This is a genomic window from Microbacterium sp. NPDC078428, from assembly GCF_044542535.1.
Classification (GTDB): domain Bacteria; phylum Actinomycetota; class Actinomycetes; order Actinomycetales; family Microbacteriaceae; genus Microbacterium; species Microbacterium limosum.
In genome coordinates this window covers 331,958-350,015 of the sequence record NZ_JBITUP010000003.1, presented here as the reverse complement: position 1 = coordinate 350,015, position 18,058 = coordinate 331,958, and the positions used below count along the sequence as shown (strand labels likewise).

The following is an 18,058-nucleotide window of genomic DNA, read 5'->3' as shown; positions in this document are numbered from 1 at the left end:
CGGGGAGGACGGGGCGCCGTCACGCAGCCGAGTGCGCAGCATCCACCAGCAGGCTCGTCGTCGCGTCATCCAAGCGCGGCATCGTGTCGACGGGAACCGCGAGCGCCTGGAGCGCACGGCTCAAGTAGTTGCGCACCGACGCGGCCAGGGTGATGTCGACGATCTGTCGATCGGTGAAGCCCGCGCGACGCAGGCCGGCCGTGTCGTCGTCCGTCATCGATGCGGAGTCGGTGGACAGCCGGTAGGCATAGGCGAACACGGCGATGTCGCCGGCGGGCAGCACGCCATCCGCTTCTCCGCGCAGCAGCAGTCGGAGCTGATCTCGGTCGAGCAGACCGGCGTCGAGCGTCTTGCGCCCGTGGGCGAGCAGGCAATGTCGAGAACCCAGACCCAGAGCGGCGCCCAGGGTGGCGATTTCGTAGGTGCGGAGTCCGATGGAGGAGACGATCGTCTTCACCAGCCCCTCGAAGGCGCGGTACGCCTCCGGGTTGACGGCCATCGCGCGGGTGTGCGCGAATACGAACCCGTCGGCGGAGACGTCGTCGGCGTAGATCTCTGCGACGAGTCCGTCGGCGTCCTCCGGAGACGGGGTGTCGATGATCACGGCATCCTCCTCTGACGTGGTGTGCGCGGTGCCGAAAACTCTAGGGCCATCGCCGTGCAAAGGCGATCCGTCGGAACGGAAAGGCCGCTCGTTCGCGGCGAAGACGTGCACCTGCCATAGCGTGGGTGGGGACGAAAGGACGACGATGTCTGCACACCCCCTGCCCTACCCGCTTCGCGATCCCCGCAGCACACCCGAATCACGCCACGGAGCACCGCCGGCCCCGCGGCAGGAGACCCGGCCCGGGATGCTGATCGATCGCGACGTCGAGGTGCCCACACGGGCCGGGCGAACGGTGCAGATCGATGTCTACCGTCCCGAGACGGGGGATCCGGCCGGCGTGCTGATCGCCTGGTCGCCCTACGGCAAACACGACCCCGCGCCGATCGGCCAGATATACCCGGCCAGCGGCGCGAAGCCGGAATGGATGAGCGATCTCACGACCTTCGAGGGCCCCGACCCGGTCTTCTGGGTGCCCCGCGGCTATGCGGTCGTGATCGCGGACATCCCCGGCACGTGGTACGCGAAGGGTCCGGCATCCTATGTCTCGCCGGAGGAGGCGGAGGACTTCGCCGACCTCGTCGAGTGGGCGGGGATCCAGCCCTGGTCGAACGGTCGCGTCGGCCTGACGGGCGTCTCCTACCTGACGGTGGCGCAGTGGCGCGTCGCCGGCCTCAATCCGCCCCATCTGGCGGCGATCAACCCGTGGGAGGGCTGGTCGGACACGTACCGGGAGGTCGCGCGCCACGGCGGCATCCCCGAGACATCGTTCTGGCCCTACATCTGGGAGCGGTGGGGAGCCTCGACCGGGCCGATCGAAGACCTGGAGAGGGAGGACCGCGAGCACCCCTTCTTCGACGACTTCTGGGCGTCGAAGGCCGCCGACCTCGAGGCCGTGACGGTTCCCGCCTTCGTCGTCGCGTCGTGGACGGACCAGGGACTGCATACGCGGGGCACCCTCGAGGGGTTCCGCCGCATCTCGTCGCCGCAGAAGTGGCTGTACGTGCACGGTGCGAAGAAGTGGGCCGAGTACTACAGGCCTGAGATGGTGGAGATGCAGGCGGCGTTCTTCGACCACTTCCTCCTCGGCCGCTCGACCGAGGTCACCGACTGGCCGCCCGTGCGGCTCGAGTTGCGCGAGCGGTACGGGCGGGGCACGTTCGTCGAGGGGACGAGCTGGCCGCTGCCCGACGTGACGTATCGCACGTTCCACCTCGACGCCTCGACCGGAACGATGTCGACCCGACCCGTGCAGACTGAGTCGACCGCGACCTACCACGGCCTCGGTGATCCCTTCGTCCCGTCACGGGTGGTCTTCGAGCACCGGTTCGAGGAGGCGTCCGACATTGTCGGCCATGCGCGTCTCACGCTCTACGCCGAGGCTCCGGACGCCCCGGACATGGACGTCTTCGTCGGCCTGTTCAAGCGAGACACGGGGGGAGAGATCGTGCCCTTCGCCTACTACGCGCAGTTCGAGGACGGACCTGTCGCCCTCGGCTGGCTCCGCGCGTCGCACCGGGAACTCGATCCCGAGCGCTCCACCGACTACCTGCCCGTGCTCGCCCACCGGCGCGGTCTGCCGCTCGAGGCTGACGGGGCGACCCGGCTGGACATCGAGATCCTTCCTTCCGGAACGCGCTTCGCGGCGGGGGAGAGCCTCGTGCTCGTCGTGCAGGGTCACGACATCAAGCACTATCCGAAGCCTCTCGTGTACGCCCGTCACGAGACCGACATCAACCGCGGCCCGCAGGTGCTGCATACGGGCGGGCGCTTCGACGCGCGGCTGACCGTTCCGGAGCTGCCGGCGGACGCACCGGTCACGCGGCGGCGCGACGGCGCCTGACCCTCACACGAGCACAGCCCCTCCGAACCGGCGGCTCGGAGGGGCTGTGCGTTCTCGTCAGGTCAGACCCCGAAGTACAGCTCGTACTCGAAGGGGTGCGGGCGCTGCGCGATGGGCTGGATCTCGTTCTCGATCTTGTACTCGATCCAGGTCTCGATCAGCTCGGGCGTGAAGACGCCGCCCGCGAGGAGGAACTCGTGGTCTGCGCGGAGCGCCTCAAGCGAGTCGAGCAGCGAGTTCGGAACCTGCGGGATGTTCTTGGCCTCCTCGGGGGGAAGTTCGTACAGGTCCTTGTCGACCGGCTCGTGCGGCTCGATGCGGTTCTTGATGCCGTCGATGCCGGCCATCAGCTGAGCCGCGAACGCCAGGTACGGGTTGCCCGAGGCATCCGGCGCACGGAACTCGATGCGCTTCGCCTTGGGGTTGGTGCCCGTGATCGGGATGCGGATGGCCGCCGAGCGGTTGCCCGCCGAGTAGACCAGGTTGACCGGCGCCTCGAAGCCCTTGACCAGACGGTGGTAGCTGTTGAGCGTGGGGTTGGTGAACGCGAGCACCGCGGGAGCGTGGGCGAGGATGCCGCCGATGTACCAACGGGCGATGTCGGACAGCCCGCCGTAGCCCTTCTCGTCGTAGAACAGCGGCTTGCCGTCGTTCCAGAGCGACTGGTGGGTGTGCATGCCCGAGCCGTTGTCGCCGAAGAGCGGCTTGGGCATGAAGGTCGCGACCTTGCCCCACTCGAGCGCCGTGTTCTTGACGATGTACTTGAACTTCAGGATGTCGTCGGCCGCGTGGACCATCGTGTCGAAGCGGTAGTTGATCTCCGCCTGACCGCCGGTGCCCACCTCGTGGTGCGCGCGCTCGAGGACCAGACCCGCCTCGATCAGCTTGGTGCTGATGTCGTCACGCAGGTCGGCCTGCTTGTCGACGGGGGAAACGGGGAAGTAACCGCCCTTGTAGGGGGTCTTGTTGGCGAGGTTCCCGCCCTCCTCGACGCGGCCGGTGTTCCAGGCGCCTTCCTCGGAGTCGACGGAGTAGAAGCTCGAGTTCTGCTTCACCTCGTAGCGGACGTCGTCGAAGATGTAGAACTCGGCCTCGGGGGCGAAGAACGCGGTGTCGGCGATGCCGGTGGAGGCGAGGTACTTCTCGGCCTTCTTGGCGACCTGACGCGGGTCCTTGCCGTAGATCTCGCCGTTGCGCGGGTTGTAGATGTCGAACACCATGATGAGCGTCTTGTGCTCACGGAAGGGGTCGAGGTACGCGGTCGAGACATCGGGGATCAGCTGCATGTCCGACTCGTGGATGTTCGCGAAGCCGCGGATCGAGGAGCCGTCGAACAGCTGACCGACCGTGAAGAACTCTTCATCGACGGTCGAGGCCGGGATGTTGAAGTGCTGCTGCACACCAGGGAGATCCGTGAAGCGGATGTCGAGGAACTTGACGTCCTCGTCCTTGATGAACTTCAGCACCTCGGAAGAATCGCGAAACATTCAGACTCCAGAGGTTGGGCTTCGGGTACTGCCGCCCTCGTGACAGAGGGTCCCTTGGAACCTACCGAGGGGGCGTTGCCCGAGGGTGACACGTATGTTTCCGGCATGTTACACGGGGCTGGATACGCTGAGCGAATGACGACCTCCGACGCCGACGACTATCCGGGCCGCCGCCTGGGTCTTCCCCGCGAGGGTGCGGGCTCCATCGCTCGCCTCGGCCGGCGGGTCGGCGCCCTCTTCATCGACTACGGCGCCTCGTACCTGATATCCGGATTCTTCGCGTACGACCCGTTGGCGATCTTCGCGATCTTCGCGATGACGCAGATGCTCTTCATCCCGACGCTTCAGGGCAGCCCGGGACACCGCATCTTCGGTCTCCGGGTGCAGCGCGTGGGCGGCGGATGGGCCGGTCTGTGGCGGCCGATCCTCCGCACCGCACTGCTCATCCTCGTCATCCCGGCCGTCGTGTGGAACTCCGACCAGCGCGGCCTGCACGACAAGGCCGCGGGAACCGTGCTTGTGCGCGGCTGATTCAGCGAGGGCGGGGCGCTCGCACCTTGGTGGGGTCGATCCCCTTGGGGATCGGAAGCGACGCGAGTCCCTGCGAGACCGAATCCAGGCGCTTCAGCACGGCACCGATGGTCGCCTTGTCGAGCTTCTTCGGCAGCGACTTGACGGTCTTCGCGAGGTCCTTGATCGGCACCTCGCCCTCTCCGTGGCCGACGTAGAAGACGTGGACGGGCACGCCGTGGGCGACGCGGGCGATCTTCGACCTCTCCTCGCCCACGAGCCGTGCGAGGCGTCCCCTCGCACCCTCGCCGACGATCACGACGCCCCCGCGTCCGACAGCGCGGTACACGGCGTCCTGCGTCTTCGGGTTGATCCCGATGGGGGTGTCGGAAGCCGTCCAGCCACGTCCGAGGAACGTGGAGACCACGTGCCCGGTCGCCCCCGGCATCCCGTCGAGTTTCACGTACATGGCCTTCGTGGACAGGCGGGTCATCGTCATCAACGACGCGAGGATCCCCGCCAGCAGGCCCGTGATGGCCCAGAGGAGGACGGTCCACCACTGCACGGGCTGGATGAGCAGGCCCAGCAGCACACCCAGCCCGACGCCCACGACGAGGATTCCCACCAGGAGCCACGGAAGGAAGCGGAACTGCTGCTGGGTGAACGTGTAGAGACTGCGAATCTGCGAGAAGAACCCGGGACGCTTCTCGGGCGCGGTGCTGCGTGCTGCCATAGAGACAAGAATACGTGGCGGCGACTGCGGTGTCCGTCCCGCACCCTTCTGCGCAGCGCGGGCGTACGCCGGCTTTCCACCGGCTGGCCCGTCGGCCACCCGCGCCGCGGGTGCGATCGCGCACACTCGGCTCGTGGACTCCTCGACGCCTGACACCGCCGATCTGCTGGACGCGGGGTGGCGCGCCGTGCGCCGGGTGGCTCCTCCCGAGGCGCCGTTCCCGGCGGTCCTCGCGCGGCTCGGCGACGAGTGCGCGCATCTGGTCGACGCGCGTGCGCTCGACGGCTGGCGCGGGTGGGACGCCCGCGGCGAGCACGTGCTCCGCCCGATCGACGTCGTGCGCCGACGCGACGGCCACGACGTCGTCCTCCCGTGGTGCGTGGAGACCGTCCACGGCTTCCTCGACCGACGGGAGCGGGCCGGCGTCCCGTTGGCGGCCGGCGAGCAGGTCACGCTGGCAGTGGGCCTGCTCCGCGGTCATCGGGCGGCCGCCGCGCACGGCGGCCGCTGGTGGCTGACCATCGACGGCTGCCCGGTCGTCGTTCCAGTGCTGCCGTCGCAGGCGCCGGAAGAAGCCGGGACGCCCCGGCTGCTGGAGCGCATCGCCGACGGCGCCGGGACGGCGGCGGCGCGGTCGCTGCGAACCGTCGCGTCTGCGCTGGATTCGTCATCGCCGACCGAGCTGGAGGGGGTGCTGTTCGCCCTCGCCGACGGAGAGGCGCTGCGCCTGGATCCCGCCGTCCCCCGGCGGGTGCACGCGCTCGACGCCGTCATCGCCCGGCCGGAGCATCCCGCAGATGGGGCCGAGCCCTCGCCGGGGGTTGTGCGCGGCATCCTTCGTCGCTACGTGGACAGGGGCCTGGGCGATGCAGTGGGGTCGGCCTTCGACGACACGCGCACGGCGCTGACGCGCCTGGGACGGGCGCTGCGCCGCCCGTGGCTCGCGGCCGCGGCGGTGGCCGGTGTCATCGTCGTGGGAGGCCTCGCGTGGCCCGCCGCGGCCGGCCCCGAGCCGGGCACCGCGCATTCGGGGGACGACCCCACGGCCGCCGCCTCAGCGGCGGCGGCGCCGGATGTCGGGGCGGGCACAGGTGCCGACGCCGACGCGGATCGTGCGCCCGCGGATCCGGCGTCGCCCGGGGCGGGGGATGCCGGGGGCGAGGTCGTGCGGACGACATCCCACCTGCTCGAGACGCGTCTGTCCTGCCTGCGGGGCGGCGCCTGTGCCGTCTACGCGGAGGCGCCCGCCCTGTTGCCGTCCGACGGGGGAGCCGCCGATCTCGCGGAGGACGACAGGGAGCTGACGCTGCTCGACGATCTGGGCGGCGTCGCCGTCCTGCGCGTCGATCCGTCGGACCGGGGGAGCGACCGTCCGGGCGCCCTGATCGTCGTCGTCAGAACGACTCAGGGGTGGCTCCTCCGCGACATCCGCGCGGTGGAGCCACCCCCGTGACGTGCCGTCAGACGCCGAGCGACGCGGCGAAGTCCGCGGCCTCCAGACGGGCCTTGACGGCGCCGAGGAAGCGCGCGGCGTCCGCGCCGTCGATGATGCGGTGGTCGTACGACAGCGCGAGGTAGACGTACGAGCGAACCGAGATCGCCTCGACGCCATCGACCTTCACGATGCCCGGACGCTTCACGACGGTTCCGGTGCCGAGGATCGCCGACTGCGGCAGGAACACCACGGGGGTGTCGAAGAGCGCGCCGCGGGATCCGGTGTTGGTGAGGGTGAACGTGCCGCCCGCGAGCTCGTCGGGCTTCAGCTTGTTCTCGCGCGTGCGCGCGGCGAGGTCGGCGATCTCGTGCGCGATCTCGGCGAGGTTCTTGCTCGCGGCATCACGCAGCACCGGCGTCAGCAGGCCCCGCTCCGTGTCGACGGCGATCGAGAGGTTCTCGCTGGGCGGGTAGACGATCTTGTCGCCGTCGACCGTCGCGTTGATCACGGGGAAGGCCTGCAGGGCCTCCGCCGCGGCGAGCGCGAAGAACGGGAGGAACGAGAGCTTGTCGCCGGTCTTCTTCTGGAAGTCGGCCTTGACCTGGTCGCGGTAGGACGCGAGCCGGGTGACGTCGACCTCGACCACGGTCGTGAGCTGGGCGGTCGCCTGCATCGAGGCCACGGCGCGCTCGGCCAGCACCTTGCGCAGACGCGACATCGGCTGCGTCGTGCCGCGAAGCGGAGAGACCTCGAGGGCGGGGGTGGAGGGCGCGTCCTGCTCGGGGGCGGATGCCGCGGGCGCGGACGCCGCGGCGGCAGCCTGCAGGACATCCTCCTTGCGGATGCGTCCCCCCACGCCGGTGCCCTTCACGGTGGCGAGGTCCACGCCCTGCGACGCGGCCAGGCGGCGGACCAGCGGGGTCACGTACGTGGGGCCGTCTTCGTCGTTCGAGCTGTCGTTCGCGGGCGCGGCGGTGGCGGGGGTCTTTTCGGGCTCCGGCGCCTTCTCCGGCTCGGGGGCCTTCTCGGCCGCCGGCGCCTGCTCCGGCTCGGGGGCCTTCTGCGGGGCCTCGGACGCGGGAACGTCCTCGTCCACCGGCTTCTCGGTCGAGGGAGCCTCGGGCTCGGCCTCCGTCGGCGCCGACTCCTCGGGAGCGGCGGGGGCGGCGGGTGCGGGGGAGCCGCTGCCGACGCGGGCGAGGACGGCCCCCACGGCGACCGTCTCGTCCTCCTGGGCGACGATCTCCTGGAGGGTGCCCGCAACGGGTGAGGGGATCTCCGTGTCGACCTTGTCGGTGGAGATCTCGAGGAGCGGTTCGTCCACCGCGACGTCATCGCCGACCTGCTTGAGCCAGCGCGTCACGGTTCCCTCGGTCACGCTCTCGCCGAGCTCGGGGAGCACGATGTCCTTGGCGTCCGAGGATGCGGCGGAAGACGACTGCGGGGCCGGTGCATCTTCCTCCGCCGGAGCCTCCGCCTCGGCGGGGGCCTCCTGCGCCGGAGCCTCCTCCTGCGCCGGGGCTTCCTCGGCGGGGGCGGGCGACTCGGACGGCGCGGAACTGCCGTCGCCGATCTTGGCGAGCAGTCCGCCGACCTCGACGGTCTCGTCCTCCTGGACGAGGATCTCCTCGAGGATGCCGCTGACCGGGGACGGGATCTCGGTGTCGACCTTGTCCGTGGAGATCTCGAGCAGGCCCTCATCGGCCGTCACCTCGTCACCGACCTGCTTGAGCCAGCGGGTGACCGTTCCCTCGGTGACGCTCTCTCCGAGCGCGGGGAGGACGACGGATGTGCTCATGACGATGTCTCCTTAGGCGATGCTGTCGTGTCTAGCTTAGTGACGGGTCTGGGGCGCGAGGGGTCAGAGCGCATGGAGGGGGCGGCCCGCCAGGGCGAGGAAGGCCTCCCCGAGCGCCTCGCTCTGGGTGGGGTGGGGGTGCAGGAACGGGGCGATGTCCTCGGGATGGGCCTCCCACCCGACCACGAGCTGCGCCTCCGCGATCAGCTCGCCGGCGCGGGAGCCGATCATGTGGACGCCGACGACGGGACCGTCGACGCGCCGCACGACCCGGACCGACCCGGACGTGCCGAGGATCTCGCTGCGCGCGTTGCCGGCGAGGTTGTAGTCGTAGGTCTGGACGGCGTCTGCGCCATAGGTCTCGGCGGCCTGCGCGGCGGACAGTCCGACGGACGCGATCTCCGGCTCGCTGTACGTGATGCGCGGGACCGTGCTGTCGGGCACGACCGGAGGGTGGTGGCCCGCGATGCGCTCCGCGACGGCGATGCCCTGGGCGAAGCCCCGGTGGGCGAGCTGAAGGCCGCGAACGATGTCACCGACGGCCCACACATGGGGTGCGCTCGTGCGCAGCGTGTCGTCGACCCGGACGAAGCCGTCCTCCAGCTCGACGCCGGCCTGCTCGAAACCCAGCCCGTCCGTGGCGGGCGCGCGCCCGACCGATACTAGGAGGTAGTCGGCGCTCAGGGACTCGCCGGTCGCCAGCGTGACGGTGACGGCGTCGGAGGACGCGGAGCACTCCGTCACCGCGGAACCGACCGACATCCGGATGCCGCGGTGGCGGAAGGCCCGCTCGAGCCCCTTGCTCATCGCCTCGTCCTCGCCGGCGACGAGGCGAGGCAGCGCCTCGACGATCGTGACGTCGGCACCGAGAGAGCGCCACAGCGACGCGAACTCGACGCCGATGACACCGCCGCCGAGGACGATGACGCTGCGCGGGATCTCGGGCAGCTCGAGCGCGTCCTCGCTCGCGAGGATCCGGCCGCCCCGCTCGATACCCGGCAGGGTGCGGCTGCGCGCGCCGGTCGCGAGCACCACGTCGCGGCCGCGGTAGACGTCGTCGCCGACGCGGACGGACCGGTCGCTCTCGAGAAATCCCTCGCCGGCGACGGTCGTGATGCCCCGGGCCGAGAGCAGACCCTGCAGGCCCTTGTACTTCTTCGCGACGATCCCCTCGCGGAAGGACCGCACGACCGCGGCGTCGATGTCCTCGAGGTGGGCGGTCACCCCGGTCTGCGAAGCGCTGCGGACCGTGTCGGCCACCTCCGCGACGTGGAGCAGAGCCTTCGTGGGCACGCAGCCCCGGTGCAGGCACGTGCCGCCGACGCGATCCTTCTCGACGATCGCGACGGACGCGCCCAGTTCCGCGGCGCGCAGCGCGGCGGCGTACCCGCCGCTGCCGCCCCCGAGGATCACGACGTCGAAGGAGTGCTCGCTCATGCCGGTGCCCCTTCGAGGAGGGCGATGAGCGAACGGACCGTCGCGCCCGTCGGTCCCTTGTCGGTGACGCCGTAGGGCGCGCCCTTGTTCATCCCGACGTTCGCGATGTCGAGGTGCACCCACGGGATGCGGGCCGCGTCGTCCTCGTCGGAGACGGTGCCGACGAAGTGCTGGAGGAAGAGCCCCGCGAACAGGGTGCCGCCGGCGGGGTCGCCGATCTTGGCGTTGGCCAGATCCGCGATCGGCGAGTCGAGGTCGTCGCGCATGTGCTCGGGAAGGGGAAGGGGCCACGCGAGCTCGCCGGCACGCGCGGCGGCGTCCAGATACTCGCGGACGCTGTCGTCGTCGCCCATGACCCCCGCGTGCCGCGTGCCCAGGGCGATCGTGATGGCGCCGGTGAGCGTGGCGACGTCGACGATCAGGTCCGGCCGATCGCGGGATGCCGCTACCAGGCCGTCGGCGAGCACGAGGCGACCCTCGGCATCCGTGTTCAGCACCTCGATCGTCGTGCCATCCAGCGCGGTGAGCACGTCGCCCGGGCGGGTCGCGCGGCCGGAGGGCATGTTGTCGGCCACGCACAGGTAGGCGGTGACGCGGACCGGCAGGCGTCGCTGCGCCGCGGCCGCCAGCACGGCGAGCACGGTCGCCGCCCCGCACATGTCGTACTTCATGCCGACCATCGATGCGGCGGGCTTCAGCGACAGCCCGCCCGTGTCGAAGGTGATGCCCTTGCCGACGAGCGCCACGTGACGGGTCGCCCGCTCGGGCGCGTAATCGAGCGTGACGAAGCGCGGTGGCCGGTCGGAGCCGCGGCCCACCCCGAGGATGCCGCCGAAGCCGCGCTCGGCCATCTCGTTCTCATCGAGCACGGTGACCTCGACGGGCAGGTGCGCGACGGCCTCGCGAGCGCGCTCGGCGAGGTCGTGCGGGCCCAGCCGGTCGGCGGGGATCGAGACGAGGTCGCGCACGAGGGCCACGGCCTCCACCCCGGCGCGCGCCGCGGTGACGTCGGATTCCGCGACCGTGTCGGGGGCTACGATGCGGATCGATCGAGCGCGCCGCTTGGCATCCTTCTTGTAGGTCTCGAACGTGTAGCCGCCGAGTCCGGCGCCTTCGGCGATCGGGCGCCACCGCGCCCCATCGGCCCGTGGCGCGGCCAGCAGCACCTTCTCGACGGATCCGAGGGCGCGGATGCCGGCGGCGGCGGCATCCCGGAGCGCGCCGTCCCCGGGGTTCGCGCCCGTCCCGGCGCAGGCGATCGTGCCGGCCGACAGCGGCACGCGCACGAACGATCCGGATGCACCGGAGAAGACGAGTTGTCGAAGAGCCCCGGCCAGCCCCGGCCAGTCCGAGAAATCCTCTTCCGCCGACAGGGGCGGCAAGAGCAGGAGCAGGGTTTCCCCGGGTTCGGGGGAGACGGGCAGGCTCGCGGGCGAGAGGTCCGGCGTCGGCATCCCCCCAGCCTAGGCGCTGACCCGACGCCCCGACGCGGGGTGCCGGGCGTGTTCGCCTGGAGGGGAAGCCGCCTCGGCGAGCGCGCCGCACTCGTAGAGTGGACGCATGCCCTGGTCCGTAGATCTGCACGTCGACATCGGGGATCGACCCGAGATCCCCGCCGGTCTTCCGCTCGTCATCGCACTGACCGGCTTCACCGATGCGGGTTCGGCGGTGTCGCAGGTCGTGGATGCGCTGCGCGAGAGCGTCGACAGCCGTCCCGTCATCCGCTTCTCCAACGACGTCCTGCTCGACTACCGGGCCCGTCGCCCGGTCATCTCCTTCGACCAGGATCATCTCGAGGACTATCGGCCGCCGCGCCTCGAGCTGGCGCTGGCGCGCGACCTCATCGGCCAGGAATTCCTCACCCTCACGGGCTACGAGCCCGACTTCGCCTGGGATGCGTTCGTGGACGACGTTTTGGCGCTTGCGGCGGAGCTGCAGGTGGCCTCGGTCACCTGGGTGCACGCGATCGCGATGCCCGTGCCGCACACACGCCCGATCGGAACGACCGTCAGCGGCAATCGCGCGGAGCTCATCGAGGCTCATTCGGTCTGGCGGCCCCGCACCGAGGTGCCGGCCACGGTCGGTCACCTGCTCGAGATGAGGTTCGTGGAGCGCGGGACGCCCACGGCGAGCTTCGTGCTGCTCGTGCCGCACTACCTCGCCGACGCCGAGTATCCCGCCGCGGCCATCCGAGCGCTCGAGAGCATCACGATCGCGAGCGGTATCGCGCTGCCGAGCGAGACCCTGCGTGAGCAGAACCTGGGGTTCCTCGCGAAGGTGGAGGAGCAGATCGCCGCGAACGACGAGCTCGGCACCATGCTCGAAAACCTGGAGACGCGCTACGACCAGTACGTGCAGGGCTCATCGCTGCGGGCGACCTCCGATGACATCGACGAGTTCGATCTGCCGAGCGCCGACGAGCTCGCCGCGGAGCTGGAGCGCTACCTCGCCACGCGACCCGGAGACGACGACAAGCGGCCCGGTCGGGGCTGACGGGAATCCTCACGGGGCGGGCGACGTTGACAAGAGGTGTGTCGGTCCCGCCGACGCAGTGTGTCATAATGGATGATCCGACCCGTTGTCAACCACGAATGCCTTGTGCAGGACTTGACAAGGGTCTTACCTGTGTCCGAAAACCAACCAATCGCGCCACCGGGGTGACCCCCGAAGCGCGACGGTGAAAGGCTAACCGTGACCCCTTCCCGGACGACCACCAAGGAAGCCGTCGAAGAGACCGACGAGGCGACCACGCCCGTGCCCGCCGTGACGAAGCCCAAGGCGGCCGCCAAGAAGCCCGCCGCCAAGAAGGCCGCGCCGGCCAAGAAGACGGCGCCGAAGGATTCCGAGGAGGACGTCGAGGACGACGTCGACGGCGAAGAGATCTCGGTCGAGGAGTCGGCGGACGACTCCGACGACTCGCCCGCGACGCCGGCCGCCGACTCGGCCGACTCGGACGACGACGAAGAAGAGGACGCCGCGCCCAAGAAGGAGGCGACCGAGTCGCTGCCGACGGGCGCCATTGTCATCTCCTCGAGCGACGAGGACGACGTCCCCGTGTACTCGACCACGATCACCGGCGCGACCGCCGACCCCGTCAAGGACTACCTGAAGCAAATCGGCAAGGTCCCGCTGCTGAACGCGGCGGAAGAGGTTGAGCTCGCGATGCGCATCGAGGCGGGCCTGTTCGCCGAGGAGAAGCTGTCTCAGCTGAGCGACGCCGAGAAGCGCACCCAGCTGGGCCGCGACCTCACGTGGGTCGCGAAGGACGGCCAGCGAGCCAAGTCGCACCTGCTGGGGGCGAACCTGCGCCTCGTCGTCTCTCTCGCCAAGCGCTACACCGGGCGCGGCATGCAGTTCCTGGATCTGATCCAGGAGGGCAACCTCGGTCTCATCCGAGCGGTCGAGAAGTTCGACTACACGAAGGGCTTCAAGTTCTCCACGTACGCCACGTGGTGGATCCGTCAGGCGATCACGCGCGCCATGGCCGACCAGGCCCGCACGATCCGCATCCCCGTCCACATGGTCGAGGTGATCAACAAGCTCGCGCGCGTGCAGCGCCAGATGCTGCAGGATCTGGGCCGCGAGCCCACGCCCGAAGAGCTCAGCCGCGAGCTGGACATGACGCCCGAGAAGGTCATCGAGGTGCAGAAGTACGGCCGTGAGCCGATTTCGCTGCACACGCCCCTCGGCGAGGACGGCGACAGCGAGTTCGGCGACCTCATCGAGGACACCGAGGCGGTCGTGCCGGCGGATGCCGTGGGCTTCACGATGCTGCAGCGCCAGCTCGAGTCGCTCCTGGACTCGCTCAGCGAGCGCGAGGCGGGCGTCATCCGCATGCGCTTCGGCCTCGGCGACGGTCAGCCGAAGACGCTCGACCAGATCGGCGACACGTTCGGCGTGACGCGCGAGCGCATCCGCCAGATCGAGTCGAAGACGATGGCCAAGCTGCGGCACCCGTCGCGCTCCCAGTCGCTGCGCGACTACCTGGAGTAAGCGGTGCTCGACGCCATCGGCGTGGCCGCGGGCCGCGCCGTGCAAGCGGTGCTGCGCGCGCGGGGCGGCAAGGGCAGCGGCGGTCCGGGGCTGGTGACGAACCGGATCGCCCCCGGCCTGCTGCCGCGCGTGCTGGCCTCGTTCCCGGGCGGCCTCGTCGTCGTCAGCGGGACGGCGGGAAAGTCGACCACGACCAAGATGGTCACAGCCGTCCTGCGCGCGCACGGGTTGCGGGTCTTCACGAATTCGTCCACCGCCAACCTCCCGCAGGGAATCACGTCGGCCGTGCTCGACGAAGGCGACTGGCGCGGGCGCGTCGACGCCGACATCGCCGTGCTCGAGATGGACGAGGCGTTCGGTGCGAAGATCGCGGCCATGTACCGGGCCCGGGTCGTGACGCTCACGAACATCAACCTCGACGACATCGCGCGCTTCGAATCGTACGAGCGCGTCATCCGCCTGCTCACCACGATCGCGCAGCGCGCGGACGGGGCCGTCGTCCTCAACGCGGACGATGCGTCGCTGAGCAGGGTGGCCGTGAGCGTGCGCGATACGGGGCGGACGGTACGACGGTTCGGCGTGAGCAGCCAGGTGATGTCGGACCAGCCGTACGGGCTCGGGTACGTTCGCACCGAGCCGGGGCGGATGGCCCCGGCTGACGGCACCGTCGTCGAGAGCATCGATGGCCGCTCGGCGGTCCTGGCGGATGCCGCGGGGTCGTTCCCGCTCACGCTTCCCGCGCGCGGAGCACACTTCGCCGTCGACGCCGCCGCGGCGGTCGAGACGGCACGAGAGGTGCTCGGCGCCCGGTTCGACCGCGATCTGGCCGCCCGCACGCTCAGTGAGCTGAAGCCGGTGTTCGGGCGCGGCGAGACGGTGGAGATTCAGGGCCAGCGGATCGAGTGCGTGCTCGTGCAGAACACGGCGAGCTTTCAGCTCAACATCGACGCGCTCGGCAGCGCGAGGGAGCGGCTCTTCGTCGGCATCGGCGATGAGGAGGAGGACACCTCCTGGCTCTGGACGGTGCACACCGGTTCGCTCGGCCGCGTGGACATCGTGGGCGGCCCGAAGGCGGATGCGATGGCCAACCGGCTGGCGTACGACGGCGTCGTCTTCGACGCCGTCGACACCGACCTCATCCGCGCCTTCGAGGCGTTCCTCGCGCTTCCGGCCCCGGCGCACGGCGACAAGACGGTCGTCTTCACCTCGCGCAGCATGCGGAAGATCCGCGGACACTACGGACTGACGACGCAGGAAGTGAGGTCGGGGTCCCGATGAGCCCATTGACCGTCGTCTCGCTGTTCCCCGAGCGGCTGAACATCCACGGCGACGCCGAGAACGCTGCCGTCCTGGTGCGGCGCGCATCTTGGCGAGGCCTCGACGCATGGCTCAGGGTCATCGCCGACCCTTCGGACGCTGCGGATCTCGACGCCGACCTCGTGACGATCGGCGCGGGGTTCGATGCCGACGCGCCCGAGATCCTCGACGGGCTGCGCGGCATGGGTCCCGTGCTGCGGCGGTGGCGCGATGCCGGAGTGCCGCTTCTCGCCGTCGGGCTCGGGTGGGACATGCTCTCCACCTCCGTGGAACTGGAATCCGGCGCGGCACCCGGGATCGGGCTCTTCCCGGGGCGGTCGGTCGCCTCGGCGCGACGGGTGGGAACCATCGCGGTCGACAGCGACCTCGGCCCCCTGACCGGCTACGAATACCACCTCCGCGACTACATCCTCGCGGGCGACGAGCGTCCGCTCGGAACCGTCCGCCGAGGCACGGGCAACCTCGCGGGCGCGGGTGAGAACGGTGCGGAGGGCAGCACGATCGGCTCGCTCGTGGGCACGGGTCTGCGCGGCCCCGTCCTCGCCCGCAATCCCCGGCTCGCGGACGACCTGCTCGACAAGGCCCTCGTCCGCCGAGGCGAGTCCGTGGCCGAGGCAGGCGCTGCCGTGGATGCCGCGCAGGCCCTGGCGGATCTCCACGCGCTCCGAGCGAACGAGATCGTCCGGCGCAACCTCGGCCTGTAGGGCCGACGCGGTCAGGCGTCGATCCGCTCGACCTCCAGCCGCGCGGACGAGTCCACGATGAACTCCCGCCGCGGGGCGACCTCGTTGCCCATGAGCAGCTCGAAGACGCGGCCTGCCGCCTCGGCGTCCTCCAACCGCACGCGGCGCAGCATGCGGCCGCTGCGGTCCATCGTCGTCGTCGCCAGCTGATCGGCATCCATCTCGCCCAGGCCCTTGTACCGCTGGATCGGCTCGTGCCAGCTGCGCCCGGCCTTCGTCAGCCGCGACAGTAGCCCCTGGAGCTCCTTCTCGCTGTACGTGTAGATCGTGTCGTTCGGCTTCGATCCCCGGTTGGGGGCGATGACCCGGTGCAGCGGGGGCACCGCGGCGAAGACGCGGCCGTCCTCGATGAGGGGACGCATGTAGCGGAAGAAGAGCGTCAGCAGGAGTGTGCGGATGTGCGCGCCGTCGACATCGGCGTCGCTCATCAGGATGACCTTGCCGTAGCGAGCCTGGGTCAGGTCGAAGCTGCGGCCCGAGCCGGCGCCGATCACCTGGATGATCGACGCGCATTCGGCGTTGTTCAGCATGTCGCTGATGGATGCCTTCTGGACGTTGAGGATCTTCCCGCGGATCGGAAGCAGCGCCTGGTACTCGCTGTTGCGGGCGAGCTTCGCGGTCCCGAGGGCGGAATCTCCCTCGACGATGAAGAGCTCGGACTCCGCGACGTCGCTGGATCGGCAGTCCACCAGCTTGGCGGGCAGCGACGAGGACTCGAGGGCGTTCTTGCGACGCTGGGTCTCCTTGTGCGCGCGCGCCGAGAGGCGCGCCTTCATCTCGGCGACGACCTTCTCGAGCAGCTGAGACGTCTGGTTCTTGTCGTCCCGCTTGGTGGACGCGAAGCGCGCCGCGAGTTCCTTGCGCACGACCTGGGCCACGATCTGCCGCACGGCGGGCGTTCCCAGGACCTCCTTCGTCTGGCCCTCGAACTGCGGCTCCGGCACGCTGACGGTGAGGACGGCCGTGAGACCCGCCAGCACGTCGTCCTTCTCCAGCTTGTCGTTGCCGGCCTTCAGCCTCCGGGCGTTCTGCTCCACCTGGCCGCGCAGGAACCGCAGCAGCTCCTGCTCGAAGCCCTGCAGGTGGGTGCCGCCCTTGGGAGTGGCGATGATGTTGACGAACGACCGGGTGATCGTCTCGTAACCGGTGCCCCAGCGGACGGCGACATCCACCGTGCACTCGCGCTCCACCTCGGTCGCGGCCATCGACCCGTCGGGCTGGAGCACCGGCACGGTCTCGGTGAAGGTGCCCGCGCCCTGCAGGCGCCACGTGTCGGTGAGGGGGGCGTCCGCCGCGAGGTACTCGACGAACTCGGAGATGCCGCCGTCGTACCGGTAGGACGTCTCGACGGGTTCGTCCGCGCGCTCATCGCGCACGACGATCTCGAGTCCGGGGACGAGGAAAGCCGTCTGACGGGCGCGCGCTTCGAGCTCGGACAGTTGGAAGGCGGCATCCTTGGTGAAGATCTGCCGGTCGGCCCAGTAGCGCACCCGCGAACCGGTGACACCGCGGGGCGCCTTGCCGACGACGCGCAGTTCGCTCTGCTCCTCGAACGGGCGGAAAGCGGCGGAGGGCGACGCCTCACCGCGATCGTCGAAGATGCCCGGCTCACCGCGGTGGAACGACATGGCCCACGTCTTGCCACCACGGTCGACCTCGACGTCGAGACGCTCGGAGAGCGCGTTCACGACGGACGCGCCGACGCCGTGAAGCCCGCCGGATGCCGCGTAGGAGCCGCCCCCGAACTTTCCGCCCGCGTGCAGCTTCGTGAAGACGACCTCGACGCCGGACAGTCCCGTGCGAGGCTCGACGTCGACGGGGATGCCGCGGCCGCGGTCGCGGACCTCGACGCTGCCGTCGGCGTGCAGCACGACATCGATCCTCGAGCCGTTGCCCGCGAGGGCCTCGTCGACGGAGTTGTCGATGATCTCCCAGAGGCAGTGCATGAGGCCGGGGGAGCCGTTCGAGCCGATGTACATGCCCGGACGCTTGCGAACGGCCTCGAGGCCCTCGAGGACCTGCAGATGATGGGCGGAGTACTCGGAGGTCACAATCTCCCAGAGTACGCGCCGCCGGGGACACCGCCTGGGAGAAACGCACGGACCACCGCGAGAGCGTACGCGCTCAGCGAAATGTCAGGGGATCGCGGCATTCCTGG

14 protein-coding genes are annotated in these 18,058 nt (G+C 70.1%); 7 read left to right on the top strand and 7 right to left on the bottom strand.

Translation table 11 applies throughout. The features are described from left to right. Positions 1 to 19: 19 nt before the first annotated feature. A complete protein-coding gene (locus ACIGCK_RS08070; protein WP_396665208.1) occupies positions 20 to 604 on the bottom strand; it encodes a carboxymuconolactone decarboxylase family protein in 585 nt (194 codons plus the stop codon). A gap of 145 nt (positions 605 to 749) precedes the next feature. Between ACIGCK_RS08070 and ACIGCK_RS08065 the strand changes: the two genes are divergently transcribed. Continuing rightward, positions 750 to 2,447, top strand: a complete 1,698-nt coding sequence (locus ACIGCK_RS08065) for a CocE/NonD family hydrolase (RefSeq protein WP_396665207.1) — start codon at positions 750 to 752, stop codon at positions 2,445 to 2,447. Between the two features lie 62 nt (positions 2,448 to 2,509). On the opposite strand, the gene glnA is transcribed toward ACIGCK_RS08065, so the two are convergent. Beyond that, positions 2,510 to 3,934: a type I glutamate--ammonia ligase gene (glnA, locus tag ACIGCK_RS08060; RefSeq protein WP_396665205.1), complete on the bottom strand. Its 1,425-nt coding sequence runs from the start codon at positions 3,932 to 3,934 to the stop codon at positions 2,510 to 2,512. Between the two features lie 135 nt (positions 3,935 to 4,069). Between glnA and ACIGCK_RS08055 the strand changes: the two genes are divergently transcribed. Beyond that, positions 4,070 to 4,465, top strand: a complete 396-nt coding sequence (locus ACIGCK_RS08055; RefSeq protein ID WP_396665204.1) for an RDD family protein — start codon at positions 4,070 to 4,072, stop codon at positions 4,463 to 4,465. Position 4,466: 1 nt separating this feature from the next. Here ACIGCK_RS08055 and ACIGCK_RS08050 read toward each other — a convergent pair whose 3' ends face one another. After that, positions 4,467 to 5,177, bottom strand: a complete 711-nt coding sequence (locus ACIGCK_RS08050; RefSeq protein ID WP_396665203.1) for a DUF4191 family protein — start codon at positions 5,175 to 5,177, stop codon at positions 4,467 to 4,469. 133 nt (positions 5,178 to 5,310) lie between these two features. On the opposite strand from ACIGCK_RS08050, the gene ACIGCK_RS08045 reads away from it, so the two are divergent. After that, positions 5,311 to 6,630, top strand: coding sequence for a hypothetical protein (locus ACIGCK_RS08045; RefSeq protein ID WP_396665201.1), 1,320 nt, complete (start codon positions 5,311 to 5,313; stop codon positions 6,628 to 6,630). Positions 6,631 to 6,637: 7 nt separating this feature from the next. Here ACIGCK_RS08045 and sucB read toward each other — a convergent pair whose 3' ends face one another. The 3 genes from sucB to ACIGCK_RS08030 all read right to left on the bottom strand — a co-directional run bounded on the left by sucB (position 6,638) and on the right by ACIGCK_RS08030 (position 11,301). Next, positions 6,638 to 8,410 carry a 2-oxoglutarate dehydrogenase, E2 component, dihydrolipoamide succinyltransferase gene (gene sucB, locus ACIGCK_RS08040; RefSeq protein WP_396665199.1) on the bottom strand — a complete coding sequence of 591 codons (1,773 nt, stop codon included), beginning with the start codon at positions 8,408 to 8,410 and terminating at the stop codon, positions 6,638 to 6,640. 63 nt (positions 8,411 to 8,473) lie between these two features. Beyond that, complete coding sequence (gene lpdA / locus ACIGCK_RS08035; RefSeq protein ID WP_396665198.1) at positions 8,474 to 9,847, bottom strand: dihydrolipoyl dehydrogenase; 1,374 nt, start codon at positions 9,845 to 9,847, stop codon at positions 8,474 to 8,476. Next, positions 9,844 to 11,301 (bottom strand): leucyl aminopeptidase, encoded by a 1,458-nt coding sequence (locus ACIGCK_RS08030; protein WP_396665197.1) that lies wholly within the window; start codon positions 11,299 to 11,301, stop codon positions 9,844 to 9,846. The genes lpdA and ACIGCK_RS08030 overlap by 4 nt, the downstream gene beginning before the upstream one ends. A 106-nt stretch (positions 11,302 to 11,407) precedes the next feature. On the opposite strand from ACIGCK_RS08030, the gene ACIGCK_RS08025 reads away from it, so the two are divergent. From ACIGCK_RS08025 to ACIGCK_RS08010, 4 genes are all read left to right on the top strand, one after another. Next, positions 11,408 to 12,340: a proteasome assembly chaperone family protein gene (locus ACIGCK_RS08025; RefSeq protein WP_396665195.1), complete on the top strand. Its 933-nt coding sequence runs from the start codon at positions 11,408 to 11,410 to the stop codon at positions 12,338 to 12,340. Positions 12,341 to 12,538: 198 nt separating this feature from the next. Then, complete coding sequence (locus ACIGCK_RS08020) at positions 12,539 to 13,840, top strand: RNA polymerase sigma factor (protein ID WP_396665193.1); 1,302 nt, start codon at positions 12,539 to 12,541, stop codon at positions 13,838 to 13,840. A gap of 3 nt (positions 13,841 to 13,843) precedes the next feature. Continuing rightward, positions 13,844 to 15,118: a Mur ligase family protein gene (locus tag ACIGCK_RS08015; protein ID WP_396665191.1), complete on the top strand. Its 1,275-nt coding sequence runs from the start codon at positions 13,844 to 13,846 to the stop codon at positions 15,116 to 15,118. Then, positions 15,115 to 15,861 (top strand): hypothetical protein, encoded by a 747-nt coding sequence (locus tag ACIGCK_RS08010; protein WP_396665189.1) that lies wholly within the window; start codon positions 15,115 to 15,117, stop codon positions 15,859 to 15,861. Before ACIGCK_RS08015 ends, ACIGCK_RS08010 begins: the two co-directional genes overlap by 4 nt. 11 nt (positions 15,862 to 15,872) lie before the next feature. Here the strand turns inward: ACIGCK_RS08010 and ACIGCK_RS08005 are convergent, their stop codons facing one another. Further along, positions 15,873 to 17,954 carry a type IIA DNA topoisomerase subunit B gene (locus tag ACIGCK_RS08005; protein WP_396665312.1) on the bottom strand — a complete coding sequence of 694 codons (2,082 nt, stop codon included), beginning with the start codon at positions 17,952 to 17,954 and terminating at the stop codon, positions 15,873 to 15,875. Positions 17,955 to 18,058 lie beyond the last annotated feature (104 nt).

Coding starts and splice junctions, on each gene's coding strand:
- ACIGCK_RS08065 (WP_396665207.1), top strand. CDS start 750: ATGTCTGCACACCCCCTGCCCTACCCGCTTCGCGATCCCCGCAGCACA.
- glnA (WP_396665205.1), bottom strand. CDS start 3,934: ATGTTTCGCGATTCTTCCGAGGTGCTGAAGTTCATCAAGGACGAGGAC.
- ACIGCK_RS08055 (WP_396665204.1), top strand. CDS start 4,070: ATGACGACCTCCGACGCCGACGACTATCCGGGCCGCCGCCTGGGTCTT.
- ACIGCK_RS08050 (WP_396665203.1), bottom strand. CDS start 5,177: ATGGCAGCACGCAGCACCGCGCCCGAGAAGCGTCCCGGGTTCTTCTCG.
- sucB (WP_396665199.1), bottom strand. CDS start 8,410: ATGAGCACATCCGTCGTCCTCCCCGCGCTCGGAGAGAGCGTCACCGAG.
- lpdA (WP_396665198.1), bottom strand. CDS start 9,847: ATGAGCGAGCACTCCTTCGACGTCGTGATCCTCGGGGGCGGCAGCGGC.
- ACIGCK_RS08030 (WP_396665197.1), bottom strand. CDS start 11,301: ATGCCGACGCCGGACCTCTCGCCCGCGAGCCTGCCCGTCTCCCCCGAA.
- ACIGCK_RS08025 (WP_396665195.1), top strand. CDS start 11,408: ATGCCCTGGTCCGTAGATCTGCACGTCGACATCGGGGATCGACCCGAG.
- ACIGCK_RS08010 (WP_396665189.1), top strand. CDS start 15,115: ATGAGCCCATTGACCGTCGTCTCGCTGTTCCCCGAGCGGCTGAACATC.